Genomic DNA, 25,548 nt, shown 5'->3' with positions numbered 1-25,548 from the left:
TAATGCAGGAAGCTACACTAACATTCCGGATCGTGGAGCGTTCATCGTGAACATTCTGATGTTTACCAACACCTATCTGCCCATCGTCGGCGGGGTCAGCGAGTCGGTGCAGCGCCTGGCCACGCGCCTGCGCGAGCTGGGGCATCGCGTGCTGGTGGTGGCGCCGCGTCTCGACGGTCAGCCCGATGACGAAGAGGGGGTGGTGCGGGTAGCCGCCGTGCAGCACTTCAATGGCAGCGACTTCTCGCTGCCGGTACCGATCCCGGGCCAGCTCCACGAGGCGGTGGAGGCCTTCGATCCCGATATCGTGCACTCCCATCACCCCTTCCTGCTCGGCGACACGGCCGCCCGCACCGCCGAGACCTATGGCCTGCCGCTGGTGTTTAGCCACCACACCCTTTACGAGCACTACACCCACTATGTGCCCGGTGACTCTCCCCGCATGCAGCGTTTCGCGGTCGCGCTCTCCACCGAGTACACCCGGCTGTGTGACGAGGTGATCGCGCCCAGCGAGAGCATTCACCGGCTGCTGGTCGAGCGTGGCGTCGAGACGATGATCAGCGTGGTGCCCAGCGGGGTGGATACCCGGCGCTATCTGGCGGGTGAGGGGCAGCGCTGGCGAGGGCGGCTGGGGATTCCCGATGATGCCTGCGTGATCGGCCACCTGGGGCGGCTGGCCCATGAGAAGAACCTCGACTTCCTGGCCCGGTCCGTCGGCCTGGCGCTGGCTCATGACCAGCGTCTCCACTGCCTGGTGGTGGGGGAGGGAGAGGCACAGGCCGACATGGAGGCTCGCTTCGGTGAGGCCGGCGTACTGCCGCGGGTGCACTTTACCGGCCGTCTTCAGGGCCAGGCGCTGATCGACGCCTACCACGCCATGGACCTGTTCGCCTTCGCCTCCCACAGCGAGACCCAGGGCATGGTCGTGGCCGAGGCCATGGCCGCCAGGCTGCCCGTGGTGGCGGTGGATGCCCCCGGGATTCGCGAGGTGGTGCGCGATGGTGGCAACGGGCGGCTACTCAGGAGTGACGATGCCGAGGCCATGGCAGCGGTGCTCGGCGAACTCGTCGATCCGGAACGGCGAGCCCCCCTGGCGGCAGGAGCTGAGGAGACGGCGGCGGCCTTCGACGAGATGAGCTGTGCCCAGCGATGCCTGGAGGTCTACCGCCGAGCCATCGCCTCGGGTGGGCCCTTCACCCATGCCGACGAGGGGGGCTGGGAGTTGATGCGTCATCGGCTGGGCGCTGAGTGGCAGTTGCTTAGGCATCGTGGCCGTGTGCTCGGCAAGCTGATGCATGCCACCTGGGAGGAGGAGCGCCCCGACTGGTGGCCCGGTGGGCCCGCAAAGTAGGACGTGTTCAGCGGCGGCGATCCGCCCAGCGCTTGAGCGCGACCAGCAGCAGTACCGCCAGCAGCAGGCCACCGGCCCCCCAGGCCAGCTCGCCACGGCTCTCGGCGGTCGCCAGCTCGCCGAGCTGGCTGCCCAGCAGGGTGACCCCGGCGAGCCCCGGGGCGATACCCAACAGCGAGCCGAGCATGTAATCGCGCAGGCGAAGATGGAAGGCCCCCGCCATCATGTTGGTCAGGGTGAAGGGTGCCAGTGGCAGCAGATTGACCAGAGCCATGGTGCGGATGCCACGGCCGGAGAGGTAGCGAGACACCCCCCTGAGGCGTCGGCCACCATGGCGCAGCAGCGCTTCGCGGCCGATGCGACGGCCCACCCACCAGGTCAGCAGCGAGGCCGTCATGGTGCCCGCCAGGGCGTAGCCGAAGCCCCACCAGGGACCGAACAGCAGCCCGGTGACACCCACCAGCAGGCTCAGCGGAAACATCACCAGCGAGGCCCCGGCGTAGATCGCCATCACCGCCAACACGGCCCAGGGGGCATCCCGCCAGGCCAGCGAGCCTTGGGCCAGCGCCAGAATGGCGTCGACGGTCAGCAGATCCTGCATGGCCAGCCACTGCCACAGCAGACCCAGGGCGACGAGCAGGGAGAGCAGCAGGGTGAGGATGCCGAGAGGGCGACTCATGGGGCGTGTTTCTCCCGATACGGCTTGGCGAGCGCCGCGCGCTGCATGAACCAGTGAGTCACTCCGATCACAGGCTCGCTGGCCAGGGTCTCGAAGCCGAAGCGTCGATAGAGCCGGACATTCTCGGGAAGATCGGTCTCCAGATAGCCCAGGCCGTGTTGTCGATCGAGGTGATCGCACAGCCGACTCAGTAGCCGGCTGCCGACTCCCTGGCCCTGCCACGCCGGTTCGACCGCCAGTGGTCCGAGGTGCCAGTGAGTCGGCATGTCGGCGTCTCGCCTGGCCCATACACGCACCCAGGTCCGCATGCGCAGGGCGCTCGCCGGGCCGTTCGCGAGCAGGGCCGGCAGCGCCCGCCCCTTGTCGGCAAGGGTCGGCTGGCAGCCACCCGGGGCGGCCAGGGCCGCCACGCCGACCAGCCGTTGACCCGCGAAGGCGCCAAGGACCCGGCCGCCGCCTAGCTGGCGCTGCAGTAAGGGGGTGAAGATTCGCCGAAGGGTGCGCTCACGCCGCACCGGTTCGGCCCCGAAGGCCCTGATGTGGGTGGGATTGTCGCGCATGCCGCGGCCGAGCAGCCCGGCGGCGGGGCGGGCCTCGGCCGTGGTCAGGGCACGGATCTCCAGTCTCTCCATGGGTCACCCTCGGTGCGCTGGCCCGATGTCATGCGGGCCATTGTCATTGAAGCATCGGGCCTATTGCGCCAGATACTCCTCGAATGCGGCCAGGATGGCATCGATGGCCGCGTCATCCAGGTCGCGATGCACCACCAGGCGGGTGTCATAGAGCACCTCGATAAGGATCTCGCGCTCGGCCAGCCAGGCCCGCAGGGGGGCGATGTGCGGCTCCGGCACCCGCAGGAAGAGCATGTTGGTGGCCTGGGAGAGTACCTCGATGGTCGGCAGGGACCGCAGGCCCGCCGCCAGGCGCTCGGCGCGACGGTGGTCGGCGGCGAGATCCGCCACCTGGTGATCCAGCGCGTAGTGGCAGGCGGCGGCGATGATGCCCGACTGACGCATGCCGCCACCCAGCATCTTGCGCCAGCGCCGTGCCGCGTCGATCAGTGCCTGGGGGCCCACCAGTGCCGAGCCCATCGGCGCGCCCAGCCCCTTGGAGAAGCACAGGGAGACCGTGTCGAAGGGCGCACAGAGCGAGGCCAGCGAGGTGTCGGTGGCCACCGCGGCGTTGAACAGTCGGGCGCCGTCCAGGTGGGTGGCCAGGCCGTGCTCACGGGCCAGCGCGGTGGCCTGGTGCATATAGTCGGCATCGATCACGCGTCCGCCGATGGTGTTCTCCAGCGCCAGCAGTCGAGTACGGGCGAAGTGGAAATCGTCGGGCTTGATGGCGGCGCGGATGCGCTCGAGCGGCAGCGAGCCATCCTCGGCGTGCTCCACCGGTTGTGGCTGGATGCCGCCGAGAACCGCGGCGCCACCGCCTTCGTACTTGTAGGTGTGGGCCTGCTGGCCGGCGATATACTCGTCGCCGCGCTGACAGTGGGCGAGCAGGGCGGCCAGATTGCTCTGGGTGCCGCTGGGAAAGAGCAGCGCGGCGGCCTTGCCGGTACGCTCGGCCAGGGCGTCCTCGAAGTGAGCCACGCTGGGATCATCGCCCCATACATCATCGCCCAGCGGGGCGGCGTGCATGGCATCGCGCATGGCGGCGCTGGGGCGGGTGACGGTGTCGCTGCGCAGATCGATCATTGGTGCCTCCGGTAATGGGCGGTGGGTAATGAACCAAGTTTCAATGGTGTTCGAGCCGGGCGTGGTCCGCCGAGGGTGGCAGTCGGTTCAGCGTCTGCTGGCGGAAGTAGCGGCCGAGAAGGTCGAAGAGGGCCGGGTAGGCATCATGCAACAGGTCGGGGGCGGTGAAGAAGGCCTCGCAGCAGACCGCGAAGCACTCGCCCGGGTGCGTGGCGGCATAGTCGTCGATGGGGGTAGCCTCGCCGCGAGCGATGTGGGCCTGAAGGTCATCCCACACCGCCATGAATACCCGGTGCCACTCCCGCGGGTCGATATCGCCGGGCAGCGGCGGGAAGCCGTCAACATCCAGGGAGTTGCCCAGGTCGAGCTTGTGGGCGAACTCGTGAATCAGCACATTGAAGCCCGAAAAGTCGCCGCTCTCCATCAGGTCGGGGAAGGCCACCACCACCGGCCCCTGATGGGAGGTCTCCCCGGCGCGCTCGTCATCGTACTCGTGGACCACGCCGAACTCATCCATCTCCTCCACGCGACGCCGAAAGGCATCGGGCAGGATCAGGACCTCATGGACGTTGCCGAAGGCCTCGAGGTGTTCGTCGTCACGCCAGCCCAGCGTCAGCAGGCAGGCCTGACCGGCCAGGGCGAGTCTAGCCGGCAGGTCGAAGGGCGTGGCCTCGGCAAGCTCCGGGTGCAGGCTGATGCGCTTGGCGTGCAGGAAGCGCCAGGCGCGCTGCCCCAGGCACTCGGCCTCCTCCTCGGCCAGGGCGGCCAGCAGTGCTACTCGCCCGCGGGCCTCGGCCCAGGCCTCATCGGGAAAGGGGTGGCGCGCAGCAAAGTGCTGTTCGCGCCAGCGTTTCAGGCGCCCCAGCATCGGCTCAGCCCTCGTCGAGATCGGCCCCGGATGGCCGGCCCCCGGACTTCCATGACCAGTCGCGCCAGCGCAGGTCGAACAGGTCCTTGCGGCGGTCCTTGAGGTTGGTCACCGAGCCCTCGTTGCGCACCACGGTCAGTCGGGTCAGGTCGAGATCCGAGAACATGATCATCTCGGTGTTGGGCGTGGTCTCGGAGAGCACGGCATCGTGGGGGAAGGCGAAGTCCGAGGGCGAGAACACCGACGACTGGGCGTACTGGATCTCCATGTTCTCGATGGAGGGCACATTGCCGACGCTGCCGCACAGCACCACGTAGCACTCGTTCTCGATGGCGCGGGCCTGGGCGCAGTGGCGCACCCGCAGGTAGCCATTCTTGGTGTCGGTCCAGAAGGGCACGAAGAGGATGTCCATGTCCTGTTCGGCCTGCAGCCTGGAGAGTTCCGGGAATTCCACGTCGTAGCAGATCAGGATGCCGATGCGGCCGGCATCGGTGTCGAACACCTGGAGGTCGTCGCCACCCTCGATCACCCAGTCGCGGCGCTCCTGGGGCGTGATATGCAGCTTGGCCTGGCGCTCGAGGGTGCCGTCGCGGTGGCACAGGTAGGAGACGTTGTAGAGGCGGTCATCCTCGCCCACCTCGATCATGGAGCCGGCGATGATATTGATGTTGCAGGTGACGGCCATGCGCGAGAGCTCGGTCTTGAAGCGCTCGGTGAAGCTGGCCAGGAAGCGGATGGCGGCCAGCTGGTCCTGCTGGGCGGCGCGGTCCTGCAGCCCCATCAGGGGCGCGTTGAAGAGCTCGGGGAAGACCGCGAAGTCGCTCTGGTAGTCGGCAAGGGCATCGACGAAGTACTCCACCTGCTGGAGTACTGCCTCCACCGAATCGAACTCGCGCATCTGCCACTGCACCGCGCCGACGCGAACCTGGGTCTTGCGGGTGTCGAGTACCAGCTCGGCGGGCTCATAGAGGAAGTTGTTCCACTCCAGCAGGGTGGCATAGCCCTGTGACTTCTCGTCCTCGGGCAGGTAGTCGCGCAGCAGGCGCTTGACCTGGAAGTCATTGGCCAGCTGGAAGGAGAGGATCGGGTCGTGGATCTCCTTGCGGGCCACCTGGTCGATGTACTGGGTGGGGCTGAGTTCCTCGGCGTGCTGGTGGTACTGGGGAATACGCCCGCCGGCGAGGATCGCGCGCAGGTTGAGCGAGCGACAGAGCTCCTTGCGGGCGTCGTAGAGGCGTCGCCCCAGGCGGTAACCGCGGTAGTCGGGATGGATCAGCACGTCCAGCCCGTACATGGCGTCGCCCTCGGCGTTGTCGAGGATCACCTCGCGCTTGCCAATCAGGTCGTCATACTTGTGCGGGTTGGTAAACTCGTCGTAATCGACCCTGACGGTCAGGGCGATGCCCACCAGGCGGCCGTCGTCCTCGATGGCGACCTGGCCATCGGGGAAGTCACCGATCAGGCGCTCGATGGTGTGTCGCGACCAGGCGCCGCCGATATCGTGGTAGACGGCATCCATCAGTGACTCGAGCTGGGGGTAGTCGTCCAGCGTCAGATTGCGAAGGGTGAGGTGCAGGTCGTCGAGGGACATGGCGCATCCTTGGTCGGTCGAGTCAGAGCGGGCAGTCTAGCATGGGCGGCGAGCCTCTCGGACCACTCGAATCTCTCAGGCATGGGCAGTGCGGGTGGGATTGGGTACCCTCCGAATGTCGTCTCTCCATGGGAAGGTCGCACCATGCTGAATGGAATCTGGCTGAGCTTCTTTCTGGCCGCCCTTGTCGCGGCTCTCTGGCAGTGGCTGGGGGCGGGGGATCCCGAGGTATTCGCACGCCTGGTCGCGGCACTGTTCGAGATGGCAGAACTCAGCGTCGAGATCGTGATCGTGCTGGCCGGCACCATGACCCTGTGGCTGGGGTTTCTGGCTATTGCCGAGCGCGCCGGGATGATCAGGCTGATGGCCCGCCTGCTCGACCCACTCTTCTGTCGCCTGATGCCCGAGGTGCCCAGCGGCCATCCGGCCATGGGCCTGATCACCATGAACTTCGCCGCCAATATCCTGGGGCTGGACAACGCCGCCACTCCCATCGGCATCAAGGCGATGCACTCCCTGCAGGAACTCAACCCCGTCAGTGATCGCGCCAGCAATGCGCAGATTCTGTTCCTGGTGCTCAATACCTCGTCCCTGACCCTGCTGCCGGTCACCATCTTCATGTATCGCGCCCAGCAGGGGGCTGCGGAGCCGACGGCCGTCTTCCTGCCGATTCTGCTGGCCACGACGGCTTCCAGCGTGGCCGGGCTGCTCAGTGTGGCGGTGATGCAGCGAATCCGCCTGTGGCAGCCCGTGGTGCTGGCCTACCTGCTGGGTGCCGGATTGGCGCTGGGACTGCTGCTATCCATGCTGGCAGGGATGTCGGCTCAGGTGCTGGCCGCTACCTCTACCCTGGTGGGCAATCTGGCGTTATTCGGTATCGTGGTGCTTTTCCTGGTGGTGGGAGCCTGGCGCCGGGTGAATGTCTACGAGGCCTTTATCGAAGGAGCCAGGGAGGGGGTGCGCTTCTCCGTGACCCTGCTGCCCTATCTGATTGCCATGCTGGTAGCGGTGGGTGTGCTGCGGGCCAGCGGGGTGCTGGATGCCGGCCTGGCCGGATTCCGCTGGCTGGCAGAGGGACTCGGTTGGGATACTCGCTTCGTCGAGGCGTTGCCCACGGCCTTTATCAAGCCACTTTCGGGTAGCGGTGCCCGAGCGATGATGATCGAGACCATGGACACCTTCGGTGTGGATAGCTTCCCGTCGCTGCTGGCGGCCACCATGCAGGGCAGCACCGAGACCACCTTCTACGTGTTGGCGGTTTACTTCGGGGCGGTGGGCATCCGCAGGATCCGCCATGGATTGGGCTGTGCCCTGGTGGCCGACCTGACCGGTATCCTCACCGCCATTGTCGTCTGCTACTGGTTCTTCTCTTGACCGAGGACGCAACGGTGGGCAATGGCTAGCGGCTGAGTCAGGGTCTGGGCCATCACCACACCGGCCAGGATCAGGGCACCGCCCAGGAAGTGGAAGAACGCAATACGCTCGCCCAGGGCGAACATGGCGATGATGGCACTGAACAGCGGCATCAGGTTGATGAAGATGCTGGCCTGGCTGGCGCCGATGCGGCGGATCGCCAGCATCCACAGGAAGGTGGTGATGATGGAGGCGGGGATGCCGGCGTAGAGAATCAGACCGATATTGCCGGAGTCCACCGGCGTCATCGGCCCCAGCAGGTAGGTCGGCAGCAGGATCAGCACGGCGAAGATCACCTGGCCATAGAGCAGTACCCAGGGTGGTAGTTCGATGGGCCAGCGCTTGAGCATGACGCCATAGAGCGCATAGCAGGTGGCAGCCACCAGCATCAGGGCGTCGCCCCTGGCCACCGTCAGCTCCAGCAGCGAGAGCGGGTTGCCACGTCCCAACAGGATCGCCACGCCGACCAGCGCCAGGGCACCGCCGGCAACCCCGCCGAGACTCGGTGGCTCGCGCAGGATCAGGGCGCTGAGCAGCACGGTGAGCAGCGGTACCATGGCGGCCAGGATACCCATATTGGTGGCGCTGGTGGTTTCGGCGGCCATATAGGCGAGACCCTGCCATAGTCCCATGCCAAGCAGTCCCAGCACGGCGAGCTTTGGCCACTCCCGGCGGATCGTCGCACGGTGTTGCCAGGCTGCCGGGGCCACCAGGGGGGTAAGCATGACGAGGGCCAGTATCCAGCGCAGGAAGGCGATGCTGCTGGGGGCAATGGCACCGACGGTCAGCTGGTTGATGGTCATGTTGCCGGACCAGATCAGCACGGCGCCGAGCGGCGCCAGGAAGGCAAGCGGTGACATCCAGATCCTCTCATTTCCAACGCAGGGGCCCCGCGGGTGGCGGAGTGCGACCCCATCATACTGGTTACTGCCTTTCGGGGCATCGGACAGGCACTTCAATCACCGTCAGCCGGTGACCCTGCGTCTCTCCCCGAACGGTGGTGAAAATACCCAGCATGCTCGGTGCCGGTACGACTTATACTCGAACTACCCCATCAGCCGAGGCGCCTGTGATGAACGATCCGAGTGTGACGGACCCGCATCAGGCCAACAGCGACATGCAGACCGACTATGTCATCGGTCAGGATAATATCGAGGGGCAGCTGGGCCCGTTCGGCTTCGATGTCCACAACCGTGTCTTTGTCATATCGGCGCTGGTCTCGGTAGCGTTCATCCAGCTGACCCTGATGTTCCCGGATCTGGCGGGGCAGGTGTTCCAGTCGGTTGTCGCCTTCTCCACGGGGAAGCTCGACTGGTACTTCATGCTCGTGGTCAACTTCTTCGTTGTGTTCTGCCTGGCGCTGGTGATCCTGCCCCATGGATCGGTGCGACTGGGAGGGCCGGAGGCACGGCCCGAATATAGCTATCTTTCATGGTTCTCCATGCTGTTCGCCGCCGGAATAGGCATCGGCTTGATGTTCTTTGGTGTGCTGGAGCCGGTCTACCATGCCAACGTCTCGCTGCCGCTGGGGGTGACATCGCCTTTCGGCGCCGAGGGTGCTCTCGACCCTGATGCCATCGCCGAAGCCAGCGCCATGGGGCTGGCGGGAACCTACTTCCACTGGGGGCTCCACGGCTGGGCGGTCTATGTGGTGATGGCCCTGGCCCTGGGGATCTTCACCTACAACAAGGGCCTTCCCTTCTCCATCCGCTCGGCCTTCTTTCCGTTGCTCGGTGAGCGCGTCTGGGGATGGTGGGGGCATGCCATCGATATCCTGGCGGTGTTCTCGACCCTCTTCGGGTTGGCGACGTCGCTGGGGCTGGGGGCGCAGCAGGCCAATGCGGGCATGAACTTCGTCTTTGGTCTCGAAGTCAGCACCCAGTTTCAGGTGGTGACCATCATCGTGGTGACCGGAGTGGCTCTGGTCTCGGTATGGCGTGGCCTCGAAGGCGGTGTGAAGAGGCTCTCCGAGGTCAATATGGTACTGGCGCTGCTGTTCTTCTTCTTCGTGCTGTTCGCCGGACCGACGCTGGTGGCGTTGAATGGCTTCTGGACAGGGCTTACAACTTACGTCACCGAGTTCATCCCGCTCTCGATGCCCTTTGGTCGCGAGGATGACGCCTTCCGTCAGGCCTGGACCGTCTTCTACTGGGCCTGGTGGGTCAGCTGGGCGCCCTTCGTGGGCATGTTCATCGCGCGCGTCTCGCGAGGACGCACGGTGCGCGAGTTCGTGATATGCGTGCTGCTGATCCCGAGCCTGTTCATCTTCATCTGGATGGGGGTGTTCGGCGCCACGGCGCTGGATCAGCTCTATGCCGATCCCGCCGGAAGCCTGGTCAAGGACTACGTGATCGATGCCTACAGTCCCGAGCTGTCACTCTTTGGCATGCTCAACGAGCTGCCGCTGACCAGCATGATGTCGACCCTGGCGATCTTCCTGGCACTGGTATTCTTCGTGACCTCATCCGACTCCGGTTCATTGGTGATCGATACCATCACCGCCGGCGGCAAGATCGATGCACCGCGTACACAGCGCATGTTCTGGGCCTCGGTGGAGGGGCTGGTTGCCATCGTGCTGCTGATCGGAGGTGGGCTCACGGCACTTCAGGCGGGGGTGACGGCGACCGCGATTCCCTTCTCCGTGGCGATGCTGCTGATGTGTTACACCATTATCAAGGCCTTGAATGGCGAGTTGCGGCGGCATCGCCAGGCCTCCTAGGCATCGCCTCGGACCGGTACAAGACGCCGATAATGGAAACGACAGGGCCCCACCATGGTGGGGCCCTGTCGTCATGCGCCCCGACTCGGCAAAGGGGCCTTAGACGACAGCGGCGACGCCGGCGCGGGCGACCTGCACGTCCTGGTCGGGCTTGACGCCGGAGATGCCGACGGTGCCGGCGACCTCACCCTCTACCAACACCGGCACGCCACCGGCGAGCAGCGACTGCATGGGGGCGGTGACGAAGGCGGTGCGGCCGCCGTTGATCATCTCCTCGAAGGCCTGGGTCTCGCGACGGCCGATGGCGGCATTGCGGGCCTTCTGGGTGGCCACATCGGCACTGAAAGGGGGCGCGCCGTCCATGCGGCGCAGGCCAAGCAGGTGGCCGCCGTCATCGGCGACGGCGATGGTCACTCCCCAGCCGTTGGCTTCGGCCTCCTTCTGGGCGGCATCGAGGATGGCGTTGACGTCGGTCAGGGTCAGGGCGGGCTTGGTCTTCATGAGCAGTATTCCTCTTTGTGATGAAACGTTGTTGCTGGGAGTAACAGGCTTGGGGCTGTCTCGATGCCAAGGCGGGCGTCAGGCGAGTGCCTCATCCACGATTTCGATCCAGTGGCGCACCGTCGTGCGGTTGGCACCATTGAGATGGGTCTGGCAGCCGATATTGGCCGTCACGATCACCTCAGGGCTGCCGGCCTCCAGGTTGTCGAGCTTGTTGTCACGCAGCTGCATGGAGAGCTCGGGCTGGGTGATGGAGTAGGTGCCGGCCGAACCACAGCAGAGATGGGCGTCGGCCACCGGCGTCAGCGTGAAACCGAGTCGGGTCAGCACACCTTCCACGGCACCCCCCAGCTTCTGGGCGTGCTGCAGGGTGCAGGGGCAGTGGAAGGCGAGGCGCCGGGACTGCTTTACCTCGAGGGCGTCGAGTTCCTCGTCACGCAGTATCTCGACCAAGTCTCTTGCCAGCTCACTCACCCGGGCGGCCTTGTCGGCATAGTCGGGGTCGTCGGCCAGGATCTCGGCATACTCCTTGACGAAGGCGCCGCAGCCGCTGGCGGTCTGCACGATCGCCTCCACCCCCGCTTCACCTTCTCTATCGATATGTGGCCACCAGGCATCGATATTGGCCCGCGCCCTGGCGCGACCCTCGTCCTGGGCGTTGAGGTGAAAGTCGATGGCGCCGCAGCAGCCGGCTTCACTCACCGGGACGAGACCGATACCCAGTCGGTCCAGCACCCGGGCGGTGGCGGCATTGGTATTGGGTGACAGGCCCGGTTGCACACAGCCCTCGAGAATCAGCATCTGCCGGGTGTGACGCTTGCCAGACGGGCGCTGGCCGGCATCCACCGGGGCCGGCGGCATCTTCGCCTTCAGGGGGCCCGGTACCAGCGGCCGGAAGGTGAGACCCAGCTTGAACAGGGCCTGAAAGCGTTTCGGGTCGACCAGGGCCTTGCGCAGGCCATAGCGCAGCGCCCGCTCCGACGCCTTGCGCGGGACCCGCCGCTCGATCTCGGCGCGGCCGATATCGAGCAGCTTGTGATACTCGACCCCGGAGGGGCAGGTGGTCTCGCAGTTGCGGCAGGTCAGGCAGCGGTCGAGATGCAGGCGGGTCTGTTCGGTGACCCTGTCGCTCTCCTCTGGCGCCTCGAGCATCTCCTTGATCAGGTAGATGCGCCCACGAGGCCCGTCGCGCTCATCTCCCAGCAGCTGGTAGGTAGGACAGGTGGCGTTGCAGAAGCCGCAGTGAACACAGCTGCGCAGCACCCGATCGGCCTCGCGGATATGCGGTTTCTGGAGGTCTTCGGCGGTGAAATGCGTCTGCATGTTTGACGTCTCTCCGTGTATCTCAGAATGCCGCGTAGAGCCGGCCCGGGTTGAAGATCCCCTGGGGGTCCAGCTGCGTCTTCAGGTTGCGATGGTACTTCTCGACCACCGGGGCGAGGGGCGTGAAGGGGGCTTCCTGGGGGGCGCCGCCCGGACCGGCCCAGCGGGTGGCATGGCCACCGGCCTGGCTGGCGATCGCGCGGATCTCTTCGGGGCTGGCATCGCTGCGCGCCCAGCGCTGAGTGCCGGCCCAGTCGTAAAGCACATCGCTCTCGCGAGACACGCCGGGCAGCTCGAGCGCCGGGGTGTGGTGTGGCAGCGAGAGTCGCCAGAGCGGGTGCGCACTCTCGGCGCCGAAGAACGCCAGCTGCTGTTCCCGCAGGGCCTCCCAGAAGCCATCGAGGAGTTCGTCACCCCCCAGGCGCCTGGCGGTCGCCTCCACCGAGCTGGGGCCACCTTCGAGGCGCAGATGCAGGGCGCCTTCGAGCCAGGCGGCGGCGGTAATTGGCAGGGGTTCCCGACCCCACTCGGCGAGCTTTTCCAGGGCTTCCTGCAGCGACATCTCCAGGTGCAGGCTGCGGGTGGCTGCCGGCAGCGGCAGCACCTTCATGGAGACCTCGGTGATCAGCCCGAGGGTGCCCTGGGCACCTACCATCAGGCGCGAGAGATCGTAGCCGGCCACGTTTTTCATCACCTGCCCACCGAAGCGCTGTTCGCTGCCCTGGCGAGTGATGATGCGGGTGCCCAGCACGAAGTCGCGCACGCTGCCCGCCCAGGGGCGGCGCGGGCCGGAGAGGCCGGTGGCGATCATGCCGCCGACGGTGGCCTCCTCGCCGAAGTGGGGCGGCTCGCAGGGCAGCATCTGGCCGTTGGCCGCCAGGACGCTTTCCAGCTCACGCAGCGGGGTGCCGGCGCGTACCGAGACGATCAGTTCCACCGGGTCGTACTCGGTGATGCCGCGATGCTCGCGGGTGGACAGGGCCTCTCCTTCCACTTCACGCCCATAGAAGGCCTTGGTGTCGCCGCCGATGATGCGTAGCGGAGAGCCCTCCGCCTCGGCACGGCGAATACGCTCGGCCAGCGCCTCGCTGGCATCGTGGTTGATAATGTCGCGGCTCGGGGTGTCGTTCATGGTCACCATGTCTTGTGTCTCTCAGCCGTGGCTCTTCGGGGCCTGGGTCGGGGCGGGAGCATCTCCGGCGCTCTTGGTCAGGCGGAACTCGGAGCAGCGGGCCGGCGTGGGGATGTTCTTGCCCGGGTTGAGCAGCTCCATGGGGTCGAAGGCCGCCTTGGCAGCGCGGAAGGTGGCCAGTTCGCAGGGAGTGAACTGTACGCACATCTGATGAATCTTCTCGCGGCCCACGCCATGCTCGCCGGTGATGGTGCCACCCACCTCGACACAGAGCTCAAGGATGCGACTGCCGAGCGCCTCGGCCCGCTCGAATTCGCCGGGCTGGTTGGCATCGAACAGGATCAGCGGGTGCATGTTGCCGTCGCCGGCGTGGAAGACGTTGGCCACGCGCAGGCCATACTCCTCGCCGAGATCGCCGATGCCCTTGAGCACACGGGCCAGCTCGCGACGAGGAATGGTGCCATCCATGCAGTAGTAGTCAGGCGACATGCGCCCCACGGCGGGGAAGGCGTTCTTGCGTCCGGCCCAGAACAGCGCGCGCTCGGTTTCATCACGGGCCTGCTGGATACCGGTCGCGCCGGCTTTCTCCAGCACGCGACGCACGGTCTGACAGTCGTCGTCCACGTCCGCCTCGACACCGTCCAGTTCACACAGCAGGATCGCCTCGGCCTCGACCGGGTAGCCGGCGCCGATGAAGTCCTCGGCGGCGCGGATCGCCAGGTTGTCCATCATCTCCAGCCCCCCGGGAATGATGCCCGCGGCGATGATGGCACCCACGGCATCGCCGGCCTTTTCGATGTCGTCGAAGCTGGCCATCAGCACCTTGGCGCTCTCGGGATTGGGCAGCAGCTTGACGGTGATTTCGGTGACGACGCCGAGCATGCCCTCGGAGCCGTTGAACAGGGCCAGCAGATCGAAGCCGGGCGCATCCAGGGCGTCGGCGCCCAGGGTCATGTGCTCGCCCTCGATGGTCAGTACCTCGACCTTGATCACGTTGTGCACGGTGAGGCCGTACTTGAGGCAGTGCACGCCGCCGGCATTCTCGGCCACGTTGCCGCCGATGGAGCAGGCGATCTGGGAGGAGGGGTCCGGGGCGTAATAGAGCCCGTAGGGGGCCGCCGCCTCGGAGATCGCCAGGTTGCGTACCCCGGGCTGCACCCGCGCGGTGCGCGCATCGGGGTCGATCTCGAGGATACGACTGAAGCGTGACATCACCAGCAGCACTCCGTGCGCAAGCGGCAAGGCGCCGCCCGACAGGCCGGTGCCGGCACCGCGGGTCACCACCGGTACGCCCAGGGCATGGCAGCGCTTGAGCAGGGTCTCGACCTGGGCGAGTGTCTCGGGCAGGGCCACCAGCATGGGCAGGGCGCGATAGGCGGAAAGTCCGTCGCACTCGAAGGGGCGCAGATCCTCCTCGCGATGCAGCAGGGCCATGTCGGGCAGTGCCTGGCGAAGATCGGCCAGAACCTCGGCCTGGTCAAGAAGGGGTGGCTCGCCATCGAGCCGAGCGTCGTACTGTGTATTCATCGGGGATTCCCCATACGTATCGTCAAGGTGGAAGGTCCGGGATGGCGGCTCGTGGGTGCACGGCGTGTCCTGCGGCATGCTTCACCACTCTTCTATCCTGGCAGCGCTGGCGCTGCTGTCCAGCTTGTGGTGCACTGGTCAGACCAGCTATTGGTCTACTATATGGAATGTTTTTCCAATGTACACTCCCGGCATCAGCGTCTGCTGCCGACTCGCCACGGTGGTGGAGGCGTTCACAGCGCCGGGCCAGCCAGGCGGAGGAGCTCATGTTGTCACCCACCGATGAACCGATCAGCGGACAGCGCACCCCGGAAGGGGTTGCGGCACGCCTGGAGCAGCTGATCCTGGACGGTATCTTCCGTACCGGCCAGCTGCTGCCCTCGGAGCGGCGGTTGTGCGAGCGGCTGGGCGTATCCCGCGCCTCGCTGCGAGAGGGGATGCGCATCCTGCGCAGCAAGGGCATCATCGAGACCCGTCATGGCCGAGGCTCCACGGTGGCCGCGTTGCTTCCGGCGCGCGAGCAGAGCCCGTTGATGCACCTGTTTCGCGACCACCCGCGGACCCTGTTCGATCTGCTCGAGGTGCGAGCCTTGCTCGAGGGGGAGTCGGCACAGCTGGCCGCCAGTCGCGGCAATCCGGCTGACAGAGTGCTGATCACCCGGCGCTATCGGGAGATGGCCGACTATGTGGCGAACGCCGATCCCATCGATGTGGAGCGTCTGGCGAGACTCGACCACGCCTTCCATCTGGCGATCTCCCAGGCCTCCCATAACCCGGTGCTGGTACATACCCTGCAGAACCTGACCGAGCTGCTGCTCAGTTCGGTCTTCGCCTCGGTGAAGAATCTCTATCATCGTCCGCAACCCCGCGAGATGATCAATCGCCAGCATGCGCGCCTGCATGATGCCGTGGTCAAGGGCAAGCCGCAGCTGGCACGTCGTGTTGCACTGGAACACTTGAACAGCATCGGCGAGGCCCTGCGCGAGATCGAGGCCGAGGACGAGCGCCTGGAGCGATCGACGATGCGGCTGGAGGGGTGGGGGTAATCCCAGGCTGTCGTGATTAGTGTCGCGTGGCAAGCGAATTCTCGATGAGCCCATCAAGACGCCATCGCCCCCAGCGTTCGGCTGAGGGCGATGGCGTTCTGCGCTGGGCGTGGCTCGATCAGCCGAGGCCGAGCAGCGGATCACTGCTACCCAGCACATAGAAGGCGATCAGCGCGATGACCCCGGTGGCGACGAGGTAGTAGATCGTCGGCAGGATCGTCTTGCGGATGGTCTCGCCCTCGCGGCCGAGCAGGCCCACGGTGGCCGAGGCCGCCACCACGTTGTGGATGGCGATCATGTTGCCGGCGGCGGCCCCCACGGCCTGCAGCGCCACCATGAAGGCGGTGGAGAGGCCGAGCTGCTGGGCAACGTTGAACTGGAAGTCGGCCAGCATCAGGTTGGAGACGGTGTTGGAGCCGGCGATAAAGGCCCCGAGCGCGCCCACGGCAGGGGCGAAGAAGGGATAGATATCACCCACGCTATTGGCCACCAGCTGAGCCATGGCCACAGGCATGGAGACCAGGTCGGCGGCGTTGACCCCCGAGTTGATCAGGATACGTACCATGGGGATGGTGAAGATCAGCACGAAGCCGGCGCCGAGAATGGTCTTGGAGGACTCGCCGAAGGCCGCCTTGATCTCGCCCATGCGCATGCGGTGGAGCAGGGCGGTGAGCAGCACCACCATCAGCAGGATGCCGCCGGGCAGGTAGAGGGGCTGGATGGCGCCGGAGACTCCTGCCTCGCCGAGGATATTGCTCCAGCCGAAGGCGAAGGAGGTCAGGGCGGTCTTGAACGGCTCGATGGTGCGCGAGGCGACCAGGATAACGGCCAGCAGAACGTAGGGCACCCAGCCCATCAGGGTGGAGATTGGCGCCTTGCCGGTGACGTCGTCCAGCTTGATCTCGAGCTTGCCGATCCACTGGTCGGGCCAGGAGGAGGAGTCGGGGAAGTCCCAGCTGTCCTTGGGGATCAAGAAGCCGCGACGGGCCGCTGGTACCACGATGGCCAGACCGACCATCGCGCCGATCATCGATGGGAACTCCGGTCCCAGCAGAACCCCCGCCAGCATGTAGGGCACCACGAAGCTGATGCCGGCGAAGATCGCGAAGGGAGCGATGGAGAGCCCCTCCTTCCAGGAGCGATTGGCGCCGAAGAAACGCACCATGATGGTGACCATGATCAACGGCATCAGGATGCCGACGATGCCGTGGATGATGGCCACTTCACCGGCAATCAGGCGGAAGTACTCCATCCAGGTGGCGCCACCGGCCTCCAGGGTCTCGGTGATGCCGATGCGGTCGAGTCCGCCGCTGACGCCGACCACGATGGGCGTGCCGACGGCACCGAAGGAGACCGGGGTGGACTGGATCATCATCCCCACCACCACGGCGGCCAACGCCGGGAAGCCCAGGGCCACCATCAGCGGGGCCGCGACGGCGGCGGGAGTGCCGAAGCCCGAGGCGCCCTCGATAAAGCAGCCAAACAGCCAGGCGACGATGATCGCCTGAACACGGCGATCCGGGCTGATACCCGAGAAGCCGTTACGGATGGCCTTGATGCCGCCTGAATGCTTTAGAGTGTTGAGCAGCAGGATGGCACCAAAGATGATCCACAGGATCGAGACGGTCAGGATCAAGCCCTGGAGGGTGGAGGCCAGCACTCGGGTGGCCGTCATCTCCCAGGCGAATAGAGCAATGAGGGCGGTGACCACGAACACGATCGGCATGGCGGTCCTGGCCGCCATGCGCAAACCGATGAGTAGCACGCCGGCAAGCACCAGGGGCACGAAGGCCAGCAGTGCGAGAAGGGTGTCATTCATGGAGAGGATTCCTCGAACGGAGTCGTTGTTGTGCCCGAACGGTGTCGGCCAGGATGGTTCAGCCAGCCGGACATTACGGGGTAAGAGAGGGGGGTTCCAACTCTGGAAAGTTGGTAAGACCAATGTGGCGGCGTTCTCCTGAACCCCTGATGTTTCGTTAACTATTTGATTAGTTATTAAAATTTATATCTCTGATGGAGATGGGGCCCGTTGAATGCAAGATGTTTATTAGACTAATGGACAGCGGGCTCGCTGAGGGCGAGCATGGTGTCCGGCCTGACACCGGGTTCATGAGCCTGGCAGACTTCGTTGAGTGTTTACCCCTTGTGGCTGAGGATAACTTTCCATGACTCGAGTTCTGTATGATCTGTGTGGCGTCGACGAGGACCTGCGCTTCTCGCCCTTCTGCTGGCGTGCGCGCTACGCCCTGGCTCACAAGGGGCTGGAGGCGGAGCTCCGCCCGTGGCGCTTCAACGACAAGGAGATCCTGGCGTTTGCCGATCACGACAAGGTGCCGGTACTGGTCGATGGCGAAGCGGTCGTGACCGACAGCTATAAGATTCTGCAATATCTGGACCGCACCTATCCCAAGGCACCGCTTATCGGTGAAGGCCTGGCCGCGGCACGGGCCCGCTTCTTCAAGCATTTTGCCGAGCGCACCCTGGCACCGGCCATGCTGCGTACCATCATCATGGATCTGCTCAATGCGATTCATCCCGATGATCGGGGCTACTTCCGCGAAACGCGTGAAAAGCGCTTCGGCCGTACGCTGGAGGAGTTCCACTCGCCCTCCAGGGGGCTCGCCCAGCTCGACGCGGCGCTCGAACCGCTGCGTGGCCTGCTCAAGGAGTCGGAATTCATCGACGGTGAATCCCCTGCGGCGGCCGACTATCTGGTGTTCGGCAACTTCATGTGGGCGCGTTGTGTCTCCAGCGCCGATCTGGTCTCCAATGCTGATCCGGTCCATGCCTGGCTCGAGCGCATGCTGGATCTACACGGTGGGCTGGGGCGGCACGCCAAGCGCATCACCGACATCGAAGGCGCCTATCGCTGAGACCGGTGCCAGGTCATGACGGGATGTCCCGAGGGCGGCCTGCCCTGGGAGATATCAGGGTGAGATTGGCGTACCGGCCTCGCCGGCGGCGAGCAGGGCCTCCACCTCGTCATCGCTGACCTGGTTGAAATCGGTAAAGAACTGACCCACGGCGGCGAAGCGCTCTGGCACCGCGACACAGACCACCTCGTCGGCCAGCGTCTCCAGCCGCGCCACGGTGTCGGGTGGCGCCACACCCAGGGCGGCGATCAGACGCGTGGGGTGGCGCTGACGAAGGATTGCCAGCGCCGCGGCCATGGTCGCGCCGGTGGCGCTGCCGTCATCCACCACCACCACAATGCGATCAGCCGGGTCGATGGGGTTGCGCACCGGGGTGTAGCGCCGGCGACGCTCCTCGATCAACTCTCGTTGGCGGGCAATCGCACCAGCCAGCCACGCCTCCTGGCAGTGTCGTGCCTCCTCCTCCAGGTGAACGCTGCCATCCTCACTGACCGCGCCAATGGCGTACTCCGGATTCCCTGGCGCGCCGATCTTGCGTACCAGCACTACATCTAGCTCCCCCTGCAAGGCGTCGGCGATGACCCGCCCCATGGGCACCCCTCCACGGGGAATGGCCAGCACTAGGGGGTGAAGGCCACGCAGGTGGCTGAGCCTCGTGGCCAGGCGTTCGGCGGCATCCCGTCGGTGCTGAAACATGGGTGATCCACTCCGGCTCTTTCTTCCCTTCAGTCTAGAAGATGTCGTGATCTCGTCGAGGCGCCGGAGCGGCTGGAGTTTCTGTCTGCCCCTGAAGGGGTTCGTGTGTATACAACTTTGTGTCTAAAAAGGGCTCTATTAATTTCAATTAGTGTCGACATGCTGTATTGGTTGGCGACGTATAACAACAGTCCTGGATCGTTTCATGACAACAAAGACGCGCAATTCTTCGCTGTTTGACTTTCAAGGGAGACCGCCGATCTACAAGGCGCTGCCCATCTCGCTGCAGCACGTGCTGGCGATGATCGCCGGCGTGATTACCCCTCCGATCATCATCGCCGGTGTGGTCGGCTCGACGCCTCAGGAGAAGCTGCTGCTGATCCAGGTGGCGGTGCTGGCCTCGGGCGTTTGTACCCTGTTCCACCTCTACGGAGTGTGGAAGTTCGGCGCCAGGCTGCCGGCGATCTTCGGTGTGGGCTTCGCCTATGTGCCCACCTTGATCGCCGTGGGTGGCCAGTTCGGCATCGAGGGAATCCTCGGCGCACAGCTGATTGGTGGCATTACGATGATGGTGGTTGGCTACTTCATTCAATATATCCGCCATCTGTTTCCGCCAATCGTTGCCGGTACCGTGGTGCTGGTGATTGGCCTGTCGCTTTATGATATTGCCATCCGCTACATGGCGGGCAGCGGCAATGTCAATGCACAAGGGTTCGGTGATCTGGGCAACTGGCTGGTGGGCATCATCACTCTGCTGGCGGTGTTGGGCGCTTCGCAATTCGGTCGTGGCGTGGTCAGGCTGTCGGCGATCATCGTCGGCATCCTGGTCGGCTATGCGGTGGCGCTTCCGATGGGCATGGTCGACTTCGGCTCGGTGGCCTCGGCGCGCTGGCTGGCGGTGCCGGAGTTCATGCCATTTCAGCTCGAGTTCCACTCCGCGGCCATCGTCTCCATGGTGGTGATCTGCGTGATCAACTCGGTGCAGACCATCGGAGACCTTTCCGCCACCAGCGTGGCGGGGATGAACCGAGAGCTGAAGACCAAGGAACTGACGGGCGGACTTCTGGGCAACGGCCTGACCACCGCCCTGAGCTCGCTGTTCGCGGCACTGCCGACCTCCACTTTCAGCCAGAACGTCGGCATCGTGGCCATGACCAAGGTGATCAGCCGTTCTGTGCTGGCCATCGCCGGCGTGTTCATGGTGCTGGCCGGTCTGAGCCCCAAGTTCAGCGCCATCATGACCACCATCCCCTATCCGGTACTGGGCGGTGCTACCGTCACGGTATTCGGGATGATCACCATGACCGGCATCCAGCTGCTCATCAAGGATGAACTGTCGGCCCGCAACGTGACCATCGTCGGCCTCTCCTTGGCGCTGGCACTGGGTATCTCCCAGGTGCCAGCGGCCATCGAACAGTTCCCGCAAATGGTCCAGAACGTTATCGGGGGCGCGCCGATCGTGGTGGCAGCCATCACCTCCTTCGTGCTCAATATCGTATTGCCGAGCCGGTCTCTGGCCGACGAACGGCGTGAACGCGAAGAGACTGCACGGGCCGACGCCGAGGCTGCGGGGCAGGATCCTGACGCTCAGCCGCTGCCGGACGCCGATACGGAAGGCGATGCTTCCCCCGGTAGTGCGCCTCATGCCAATCACTGACCCTGATCTGGGACGTTGATGTAACGCCTCTGCCACGACACCGCCCGGCATCATGCCGGGCGGTGTCGTGTTCGGGGCGCCGGTTGCCCGGCGTCTTGTCTGGTTGGCTGGTAGGGGAGAGGAGCCGTTGATCGGGAGGGGGTCAGGCGTTGGCTTCGGCTCGTGCCTCGAGGCGAAAGCGGGCGATGCGATTGATTTGCTCCACCGCGGTGCGGCGCTCCTCAGCAAGATCGTTGTCGAGCCGGGTTTCGAACGCCTGCAGAATGGCATGGCGATCGTTGCCCTTGACAGCCATCACGAAGGGAAAGCCGAACTTTGTCTTGTAGGCCTCATTGAGCCGCTCGAAGCGAGCCATCTCCTCCGGTGAACACTGATCCAGTCCGGCGCCAGCCTGCTCACGGGTCGAGTCGTCGGTCAGCTCCCCCGCGACGGCGGCCTTGCCGGCGAGGTCAGGGTGCGCACGAATCACCTCGAGCTGACGTTCGGCGGAGGCGCTGGTCAGTATCTCGCTCATGGCCATTGCCAGGCCGGCGGGGGAGTCGTGATCAGTGTTCAGCCCCCGGTCCCAGGCCAGTTCGGCCACCCAGGGGGAGTGTTCATAGATGTCGCCGTAGGCGGCCACGAAGGCGGCTTTGTCCAGCTGGCTCGGGGTTGGGATCAGGTTTTTTTGGCTCATTGTCATTCTCCTTGGTCAGGATGTTGCCGGTGTCACGATGCACGTCTGGATGAAGTGTCGTGTGGATGGGGTTTAAATGTATACAAAAAATATTTTGAAATGTACCCCAATAGAGTCTAAAACTGTCTTCATGTGCTCAGGGTAGCCTTGGATAACCGACACCGACAAGCGACTCCGGGCCCTAACACGATAATCCACATCACAACACAAGGAGTATTCCCATGGGACGCCTTACCACCCACGTGCTCGATACCGCCCAGGGATGCCCGGGCGAGGGTATCCGCATCGAGGCCTACCGCTTGCAAGGCGAGCAGCGCATCCTTCTCAAGGAGGTAGTAACCAATGATGATGGCCGTTGCGACGGTCCAATCGTCGAGGGTGATACGTTCGTCACCGGTCAATATGAGCTGGTCTTCCATGCCGGAGACTACCTGCGAGCCCAGGGTGTCGAAGCGCAGGAGCCGCTCTTCCTCGATGTGATTCCGTTGCGTTTCGGTGTCACCGATGCCGACGCACACTATCACGTTCCCCTGCTGCTCTCTCCTTACGGCTACTCCACCTACCGCGGTAGCTGAGGACGTCTGTTGATCACACTCCTTATAACAAGACGCTAGACGAGGCCTCTTTATGCAAGCCTACCTGCTGGACTTCGGTAACTTCATGCTGCGCTGGCTGCACGTCATCGCAGCCATTGCCTGGATCGGGGAGTCGATCTATTTTGTAATGCTGGATAACGGACTGCGAACGCCCAAGGCCGCCGAGGATCGCGACAAGGGGGTGTTCGGCGAGATGTGGGCGGTGCATGGTGGCGGGTTCTATCACAACCAAAAATATGCCACCGCTCCGGCCAAGCTGCCTGAAGATCTTCACTGGTCGTTCTGGAAGGCCTACACCACCTGGCTGTCGGGCTTCGCGCTGTTCATCCTGCTCTATATGGCCAACCCCAGCTTCTACCTGGTCAATCCCAATGCCAGCTGGGAGTGGGCCGCCAACATGAGTGGCTGGCAGGCCAATGTGGTGGCTCTGCTGTTCCTGCTCGGTGGTTGGGTGGTCTACAACGAGCTATGCAAGCGCATCAGCCCCAACATGACCCGTGACGGCGTGCTCAGTGTCGCGGTGGCGGTGATGATGGTGGTGGTCTCCTATCTCAGCGTGCAGATCTTCTCCGGCCGTGCGGCCTTTCTGTTGACCGGCGCAGTCATGGCCACCGCCATGTCGGCCAATGTCTTCTTCTGGATTATCCCGGGCCAGCGCCGCATGGTGAAGGCGATGAAGGCCGGCGAGGCGCCCAACCCGCTGGATGGCAAGCGTGGCAAGCAGCGCTCGGTGCACAATACCTACTTCACGCTGCCGGTGGTCTTGCTGATGATCAGCAACCACTACTCCTTCGCCTACTCCCACGAGTATGCGTGGGTGATCATGTCGCTGTTCATCTTCGGTGGCGCTCTGATCCGTCAGTTCTTCGTGCTGATGCACGCCGGCAAGATTCAGCCAGCTTATCCGGTCGCCGGAACTGCCCTGATCGCGGTGGCCTTCTGGGTCGCCATGCCGACAGTTGGCGCCAGTGCGGGACAGGCCCGGATGTCCGCCAGCGTATCGCTTGCCGAGGTGCAGCCCATTATCGAATCCCGCTGTGTCGCCTGCCATGCCAGCGACCCCACTCAGCCTGGCTTCAATGCGCCGCCAGCCGGCCTGGCCTATGACACTGGCGAGCAGATTCTGCAGCAGATGCACAAGATTCAGGAGGTCGTTTCCAGCGGCTACATGCCCCTGGGGAATATCACCGGGATCACCGAGGAGGAGCGTGCGACCATCGCCGCCTGGACCGAGTGATACCCTGACTCCATCCCATGATCACACCCTTGACCCGCCTCCGTGGCGGGTCCCTTCATTAGGGCCTTGGACGTCAGGTTGTCGCGCAAGCGTATACAATGGGTGCTAGACCATTACAGGGAGCCACATCACATGAATCAGCGTCAGGACCTTGTCGGGCAGCGTGCCCCGGGTAGCCGCCGAGGCAAGGGCGGCGATGGTGCCGAGCGTCATGAAATTATCTATCGTTCGATCAGCGATGCCATTATCGAGCATCGGCTGAAGCCCGGTGCTCGACTACGCGAGGATGCCCTGGCCGAGGTGTTCGGCATCAGCCGCACCGGGATCCGCAAGATTCTGCAGCGCCTGGCGCTGGAGCAGTTGGTTACCTTGACTCCTCGACGAGGGGCCAGCGTCACCCGTCCTACTGCCGAAGAGGCGCATGAGGTCTTTGCGGCCCGTCAGATGGTCGAGTGCGGGCTGATGCCCGAGGTGGCTCGGTGCGTCGACGAGGCGAGCGTGAAGACGTTGCACGAACTTTCTGACCAGGAGCAGAAGGCCCTGCGAAAAGGCGACCATAGCGCGGCGATTCGCCATTCCGCGGACTTTCATACCTGCCTCGCCAGGCTCGCCGGCAACGCCACTCTGGCCGAGTTCGTCGAGCGACTGTGCTTTCGCTCTTCGCTGATACTGGCGGTCTATGGCAAGCCTGGTCATCTGGGCTGTGAGACGCATGATCACGCGACATTGATCACTCTACTGAAGGAGGGGCGCGGCCAGGAGGCCGCCGTGCTGATGGGGAATCACCTGCGCGCCGTCGAGGCGACCCTTGCCATTGTCGAAGAGGACCAGGAAGCGCCGGATCTACACCAGATCTTCCTCAGCTAAATGCCGATGCAGGGACTTGCGGGCGACTCTCGGTAGCGATACATTGCTTGTTGTATACAAAAATAGACGGCATTGGGCATCATCTTGATGCCGCCTGATTACTATAAGGTGATGTCATGACCGATTCCCACTATCCCCGCGACTTGATCGGTTACGGCCGTACGCCGCCCGAGGCCAAGTGGCCCGGCAAGGCGCGGATCGCCGTTCAGTTCGTGCTCAACTACGAGGAGGGCGGCGAGAACTGCGTGCTCCACGGCGACAAGGGCTCCGAGCAGTTCCTCTCCGAGATCATCGGGGCGGATGCCTATCCCGATCGCCACCTGAGCATGGAGTCGATCTACGAGTACGGCTCCCGGGCGGGCGTGTGGCGGATCCTGCGCGAGTTCGAGCGTCGCGGCCTGCCGCTGACGGTCTTCGGCGTCGCCATGGCGCTGGAGCGCCACCCCGAGGTGGCCCACGCCTTCAAGGAGCTGGGCCACGAGATCGCCTGCCACGGCTATCGCTGGATCCACTACCAGAACGTCCCGGAAGCGCTCGAGCGCGAGCACATGCGCCGCGCCATCGAGATCTTCCAGTCGCTCTACGGCGAGAAGCCGCTGGGCTGGTACACCGGCCGCGACAGCCCCAACACCCGACGCCTGGTGCTCGACGAGGGCAACTTCCTCTACGACAGCGACTACTACGGCGACGACCTGCCGTTCTGGACCCGCGAGGCGGACAGCCAGGGTCGCGAGCAGTCGCATCTGGTGGTGCCCTACACCCTGGACACCAATGACATGCGCTTCGCCGCGCCCCAGGGCTTCAACACCGCGGATCACTTCTTCACCTACCTGCGGGACGCCTTCGACGTGCTCTACGCGGAAGGCGAGGACACCCCGAAGATGCTCTCCGTGGGCATGCACTGCCGGCTGCTCGGCCGTCCGGGACGCTTCCGCGCCCTGCAGCGCTTCCTCGACCACATCGAGGCCCACGACCGCGTCTGGGTCACCCGTCGCGTGGACATCGCCCGCCACTGGGCCGACCACCACCCGGCGCCCTGATCCGGCGTCATCCCCGAGCCCGGGGCGGGCGGTTCGCCGCCCGCCCCGCCCTGCGTTCT

General features: G+C 64.7%; 23 protein-coding genes. 10 read left to right on the top strand and 13 right to left on the bottom strand.

The features are described from left to right. The first annotated feature begins 46 nt into the window (after positions 1-46). Entirely contained in the window at positions 47-1,351 is a 1,305-nt protein-coding gene (locus GRB80_RS06950; RefSeq protein ID WP_309663525.1) for a glycosyltransferase, read from the top strand. Positions 1,352-1,358: 7 nt separating this feature from the next. Here the strand turns inward: GRB80_RS06950 and GRB80_RS06945 are convergent, their stop codons facing one another. From GRB80_RS06945 to GRB80_RS06925, 5 genes are read right to left on the bottom strand one after another with little or no spacing between them, the layout of a single operon-like run. Further along, entirely contained in the window at positions 1,359-2,030 is a 672-nt protein-coding gene (locus tag GRB80_RS06945) for a TVP38/TMEM64 family protein (protein ID WP_161423031.1), read from the bottom strand. Then, positions 2,027-2,662, bottom strand: coding sequence for a GNAT family N-acetyltransferase (locus tag GRB80_RS06940; RefSeq protein ID WP_161423030.1), 636 nt, complete (start codon positions 2,660-2,662; stop codon positions 2,027-2,029). Before GRB80_RS06940 ends, GRB80_RS06945 begins: the two co-directional genes overlap by 4 nt. Positions 2,663-2,722: 60 nt before the next feature. Next, positions 2,723-3,727, bottom strand: a complete 1,005-nt coding sequence (ltaE, locus tag GRB80_RS06935; RefSeq protein ID WP_161423029.1) for a low-specificity L-threonine aldolase — start codon at positions 3,725-3,727, stop codon at positions 2,723-2,725. A gap of 40 nt (positions 3,728-3,767) precedes the next feature. Beyond that, on the bottom strand, positions 3,768-4,595 hold the full coding sequence (locus GRB80_RS06930) for a M90 family metallopeptidase (RefSeq protein ID WP_161423028.1): 828 nt from the start codon (positions 4,593-4,595) through the stop codon (positions 3,768-3,770). Positions 4,596-4,599: 4 nt separating this feature from the next. Further along, positions 4,600-6,186 carry a bifunctional GNAT family N-acetyltransferase/carbon-nitrogen hydrolase family protein gene (locus GRB80_RS06925; protein ID WP_161423027.1) on the bottom strand — a complete coding sequence of 529 codons (1,587 nt, stop codon included), beginning with the start codon at positions 6,184-6,186 and terminating at the stop codon, positions 4,600-4,602. 144 nt (positions 6,187-6,330) lie between these two features. Here GRB80_RS06925 and GRB80_RS06920 point away from each other — a divergent pair, with 144 nt between their 5' ends. Then, positions 6,331-7,560 (top strand): nucleoside recognition domain-containing protein, encoded by a 1,230-nt coding sequence (locus GRB80_RS06920; protein ID WP_132044427.1) that lies wholly within the window; start codon positions 6,331-6,333, stop codon positions 7,558-7,560. On the opposite strand, the gene GRB80_RS06915 is transcribed toward GRB80_RS06920, so the two are convergent. Next, positions 7,542-8,459, bottom strand: a complete 918-nt coding sequence (locus GRB80_RS06915; RefSeq protein WP_161423026.1) for a DMT family transporter — start codon at positions 8,457-8,459, stop codon at positions 7,542-7,544. The two genes, GRB80_RS06920 and GRB80_RS06915, sit on opposite strands and share 19 nt — an antisense overlap. A gap of 212 nt (positions 8,460-8,671) precedes the next feature. On the opposite strand from GRB80_RS06915, the gene GRB80_RS06910 reads away from it, so the two are divergent. Next, positions 8,672-10,318 carry a BCCT family transporter gene (locus tag GRB80_RS06910; protein ID WP_237561933.1) on the top strand — a complete coding sequence of 549 codons (1,647 nt, stop codon included), beginning with the start codon at positions 8,672-8,674 and terminating at the stop codon, positions 10,316-10,318. 99 nt (positions 10,319-10,417) lie between these two features. Here GRB80_RS06910 and GRB80_RS06905 read toward each other — a convergent pair whose 3' ends face one another. The 4 genes from GRB80_RS06905 to glcD form a co-directional block, all read right to left on the bottom strand. Beyond that, positions 10,418-10,819: a heme-binding protein gene (locus tag GRB80_RS06905; protein WP_161423025.1), complete on the bottom strand. Its 402-nt coding sequence runs from the start codon at positions 10,817-10,819 to the stop codon at positions 10,418-10,420. Positions 10,820-10,897: 78 nt separating this feature from the next. Then, the gene (glcF, locus tag GRB80_RS06900; RefSeq protein ID WP_161423024.1) at positions 10,898-12,142 is read right to left on the bottom strand and encodes a glycolate oxidase subunit GlcF; all 1,245 of its coding nucleotides are present in this window, start codon (positions 12,140-12,142) and stop codon (positions 10,898-10,900) included. 22 nt (positions 12,143-12,164) lie between these two features. Then, a complete protein-coding gene (gene glcE / locus GRB80_RS06895) occupies positions 12,165-13,274 on the bottom strand; it encodes a glycolate oxidase subunit GlcE (protein WP_202597179.1) in 1,110 nt (369 codons plus the stop codon). Between the two features lie 21 nt (positions 13,275-13,295). Next, entirely contained in the window at positions 13,296-14,801 is a 1,506-nt protein-coding gene (gene glcD, locus GRB80_RS06890; RefSeq protein ID WP_161423022.1) for a glycolate oxidase subunit GlcD, read from the bottom strand. Positions 14,802-15,067: 266 nt separating this feature from the next. On the opposite strand from glcD, the gene glcC reads away from it, so the two are divergent. Next, a complete protein-coding gene (glcC, locus tag GRB80_RS06885; RefSeq protein ID WP_161423021.1) occupies positions 15,068-15,847 on the top strand; it encodes a transcriptional regulator GlcC in 780 nt (259 codons plus the stop codon). Positions 15,848-15,965: 118 nt separating this feature from the next. Here the strand turns inward: glcC and GRB80_RS06880 are convergent, their stop codons facing one another. Further along, positions 15,966-17,666, bottom strand: coding sequence for an L-lactate permease (locus tag GRB80_RS06880; protein WP_161423020.1), 1,701 nt, complete (start codon positions 17,664-17,666; stop codon positions 15,966-15,968). Between the two features lie 346 nt (positions 17,667-18,012). Between GRB80_RS06880 and GRB80_RS06875 the strand changes: the two genes are divergently transcribed. Next, entirely contained in the window at positions 18,013-18,720 is a 708-nt protein-coding gene (locus GRB80_RS06875; RefSeq protein ID WP_161423019.1) for a glutathione S-transferase N-terminal domain-containing protein, read from the top strand. Between the two features lie 54 nt (positions 18,721-18,774). Here GRB80_RS06875 and GRB80_RS06870 read toward each other — a convergent pair whose 3' ends face one another. After that, entirely contained in the window at positions 18,775-19,416 is a 642-nt protein-coding gene (locus GRB80_RS06870) for a phosphoribosyltransferase (RefSeq protein WP_161423018.1), read from the bottom strand. 205 nt (positions 19,417-19,621) lie between these two features. Here GRB80_RS06870 and GRB80_RS06865 point away from each other — a divergent pair, with 205 nt between their 5' ends. Continuing rightward, the gene (locus GRB80_RS06865) at positions 19,622-21,073 is read left to right on the top strand and encodes a uracil-xanthine permease family protein (RefSeq protein ID WP_161423017.1); all 1,452 of its coding nucleotides are present in this window, start codon (positions 19,622-19,624) and stop codon (positions 21,071-21,073) included. A 142-nt stretch (positions 21,074-21,215) separates the two neighbouring features. On the opposite strand, the gene uraD is transcribed toward GRB80_RS06865, so the two are convergent. Then, on the bottom strand, positions 21,216-21,749 hold the full coding sequence (gene uraD / locus GRB80_RS06860; protein WP_161423016.1) for a 2-oxo-4-hydroxy-4-carboxy-5-ureidoimidazoline decarboxylase: 534 nt from the start codon (positions 21,747-21,749) through the stop codon (positions 21,216-21,218). Positions 21,750-21,970: 221 nt separating this feature from the next. Here uraD and uraH point away from each other — a divergent pair, with 221 nt between their 5' ends. The 4 genes from uraH to puuE all read left to right on the top strand — a co-directional run bounded on the left by uraH (position 21,971) and on the right by puuE (position 25,489). Continuing rightward, positions 21,971-22,324, top strand: a complete 354-nt coding sequence (gene uraH / locus GRB80_RS06855) for a hydroxyisourate hydrolase (protein WP_161423015.1) — start codon at positions 21,971-21,973, stop codon at positions 22,322-22,324. A 52-nt stretch (positions 22,325-22,376) separates the two neighbouring features. Beyond that, positions 22,377-23,582 (top strand): urate hydroxylase PuuD, encoded by a 1,206-nt coding sequence (locus GRB80_RS06850; protein ID WP_161423014.1) that lies wholly within the window; start codon positions 22,377-22,379, stop codon positions 23,580-23,582. A 132-nt stretch (positions 23,583-23,714) separates the two neighbouring features. Continuing rightward, positions 23,715-24,449: a GntR family transcriptional regulator gene (locus GRB80_RS06845; RefSeq protein ID WP_161423013.1), complete on the top strand. Its 735-nt coding sequence runs from the start codon at positions 23,715-23,717 to the stop codon at positions 24,447-24,449. A 116-nt stretch (positions 24,450-24,565) separates the two neighbouring features. Continuing rightward, entirely contained in the window at positions 24,566-25,489 is a 924-nt protein-coding gene (gene puuE, locus GRB80_RS06840; RefSeq protein ID WP_161423012.1) for an allantoinase PuuE, read from the top strand. The last annotated feature ends 59 nt before the right edge of the window (positions 25,490-25,548 follow it).

The sequence above is a fragment of the Halomonas icarae genome, assembly GCF_009901955.1.
GTDB lineage: Bacteria > Pseudomonadota > Gammaproteobacteria > Pseudomonadales > Halomonadaceae > Halomonas > Halomonas icarae.
The sequence above is the reverse complement of the archived record's forward strand: the minus strand, read 5'-3'. Positions and strand labels throughout refer to the sequence as shown.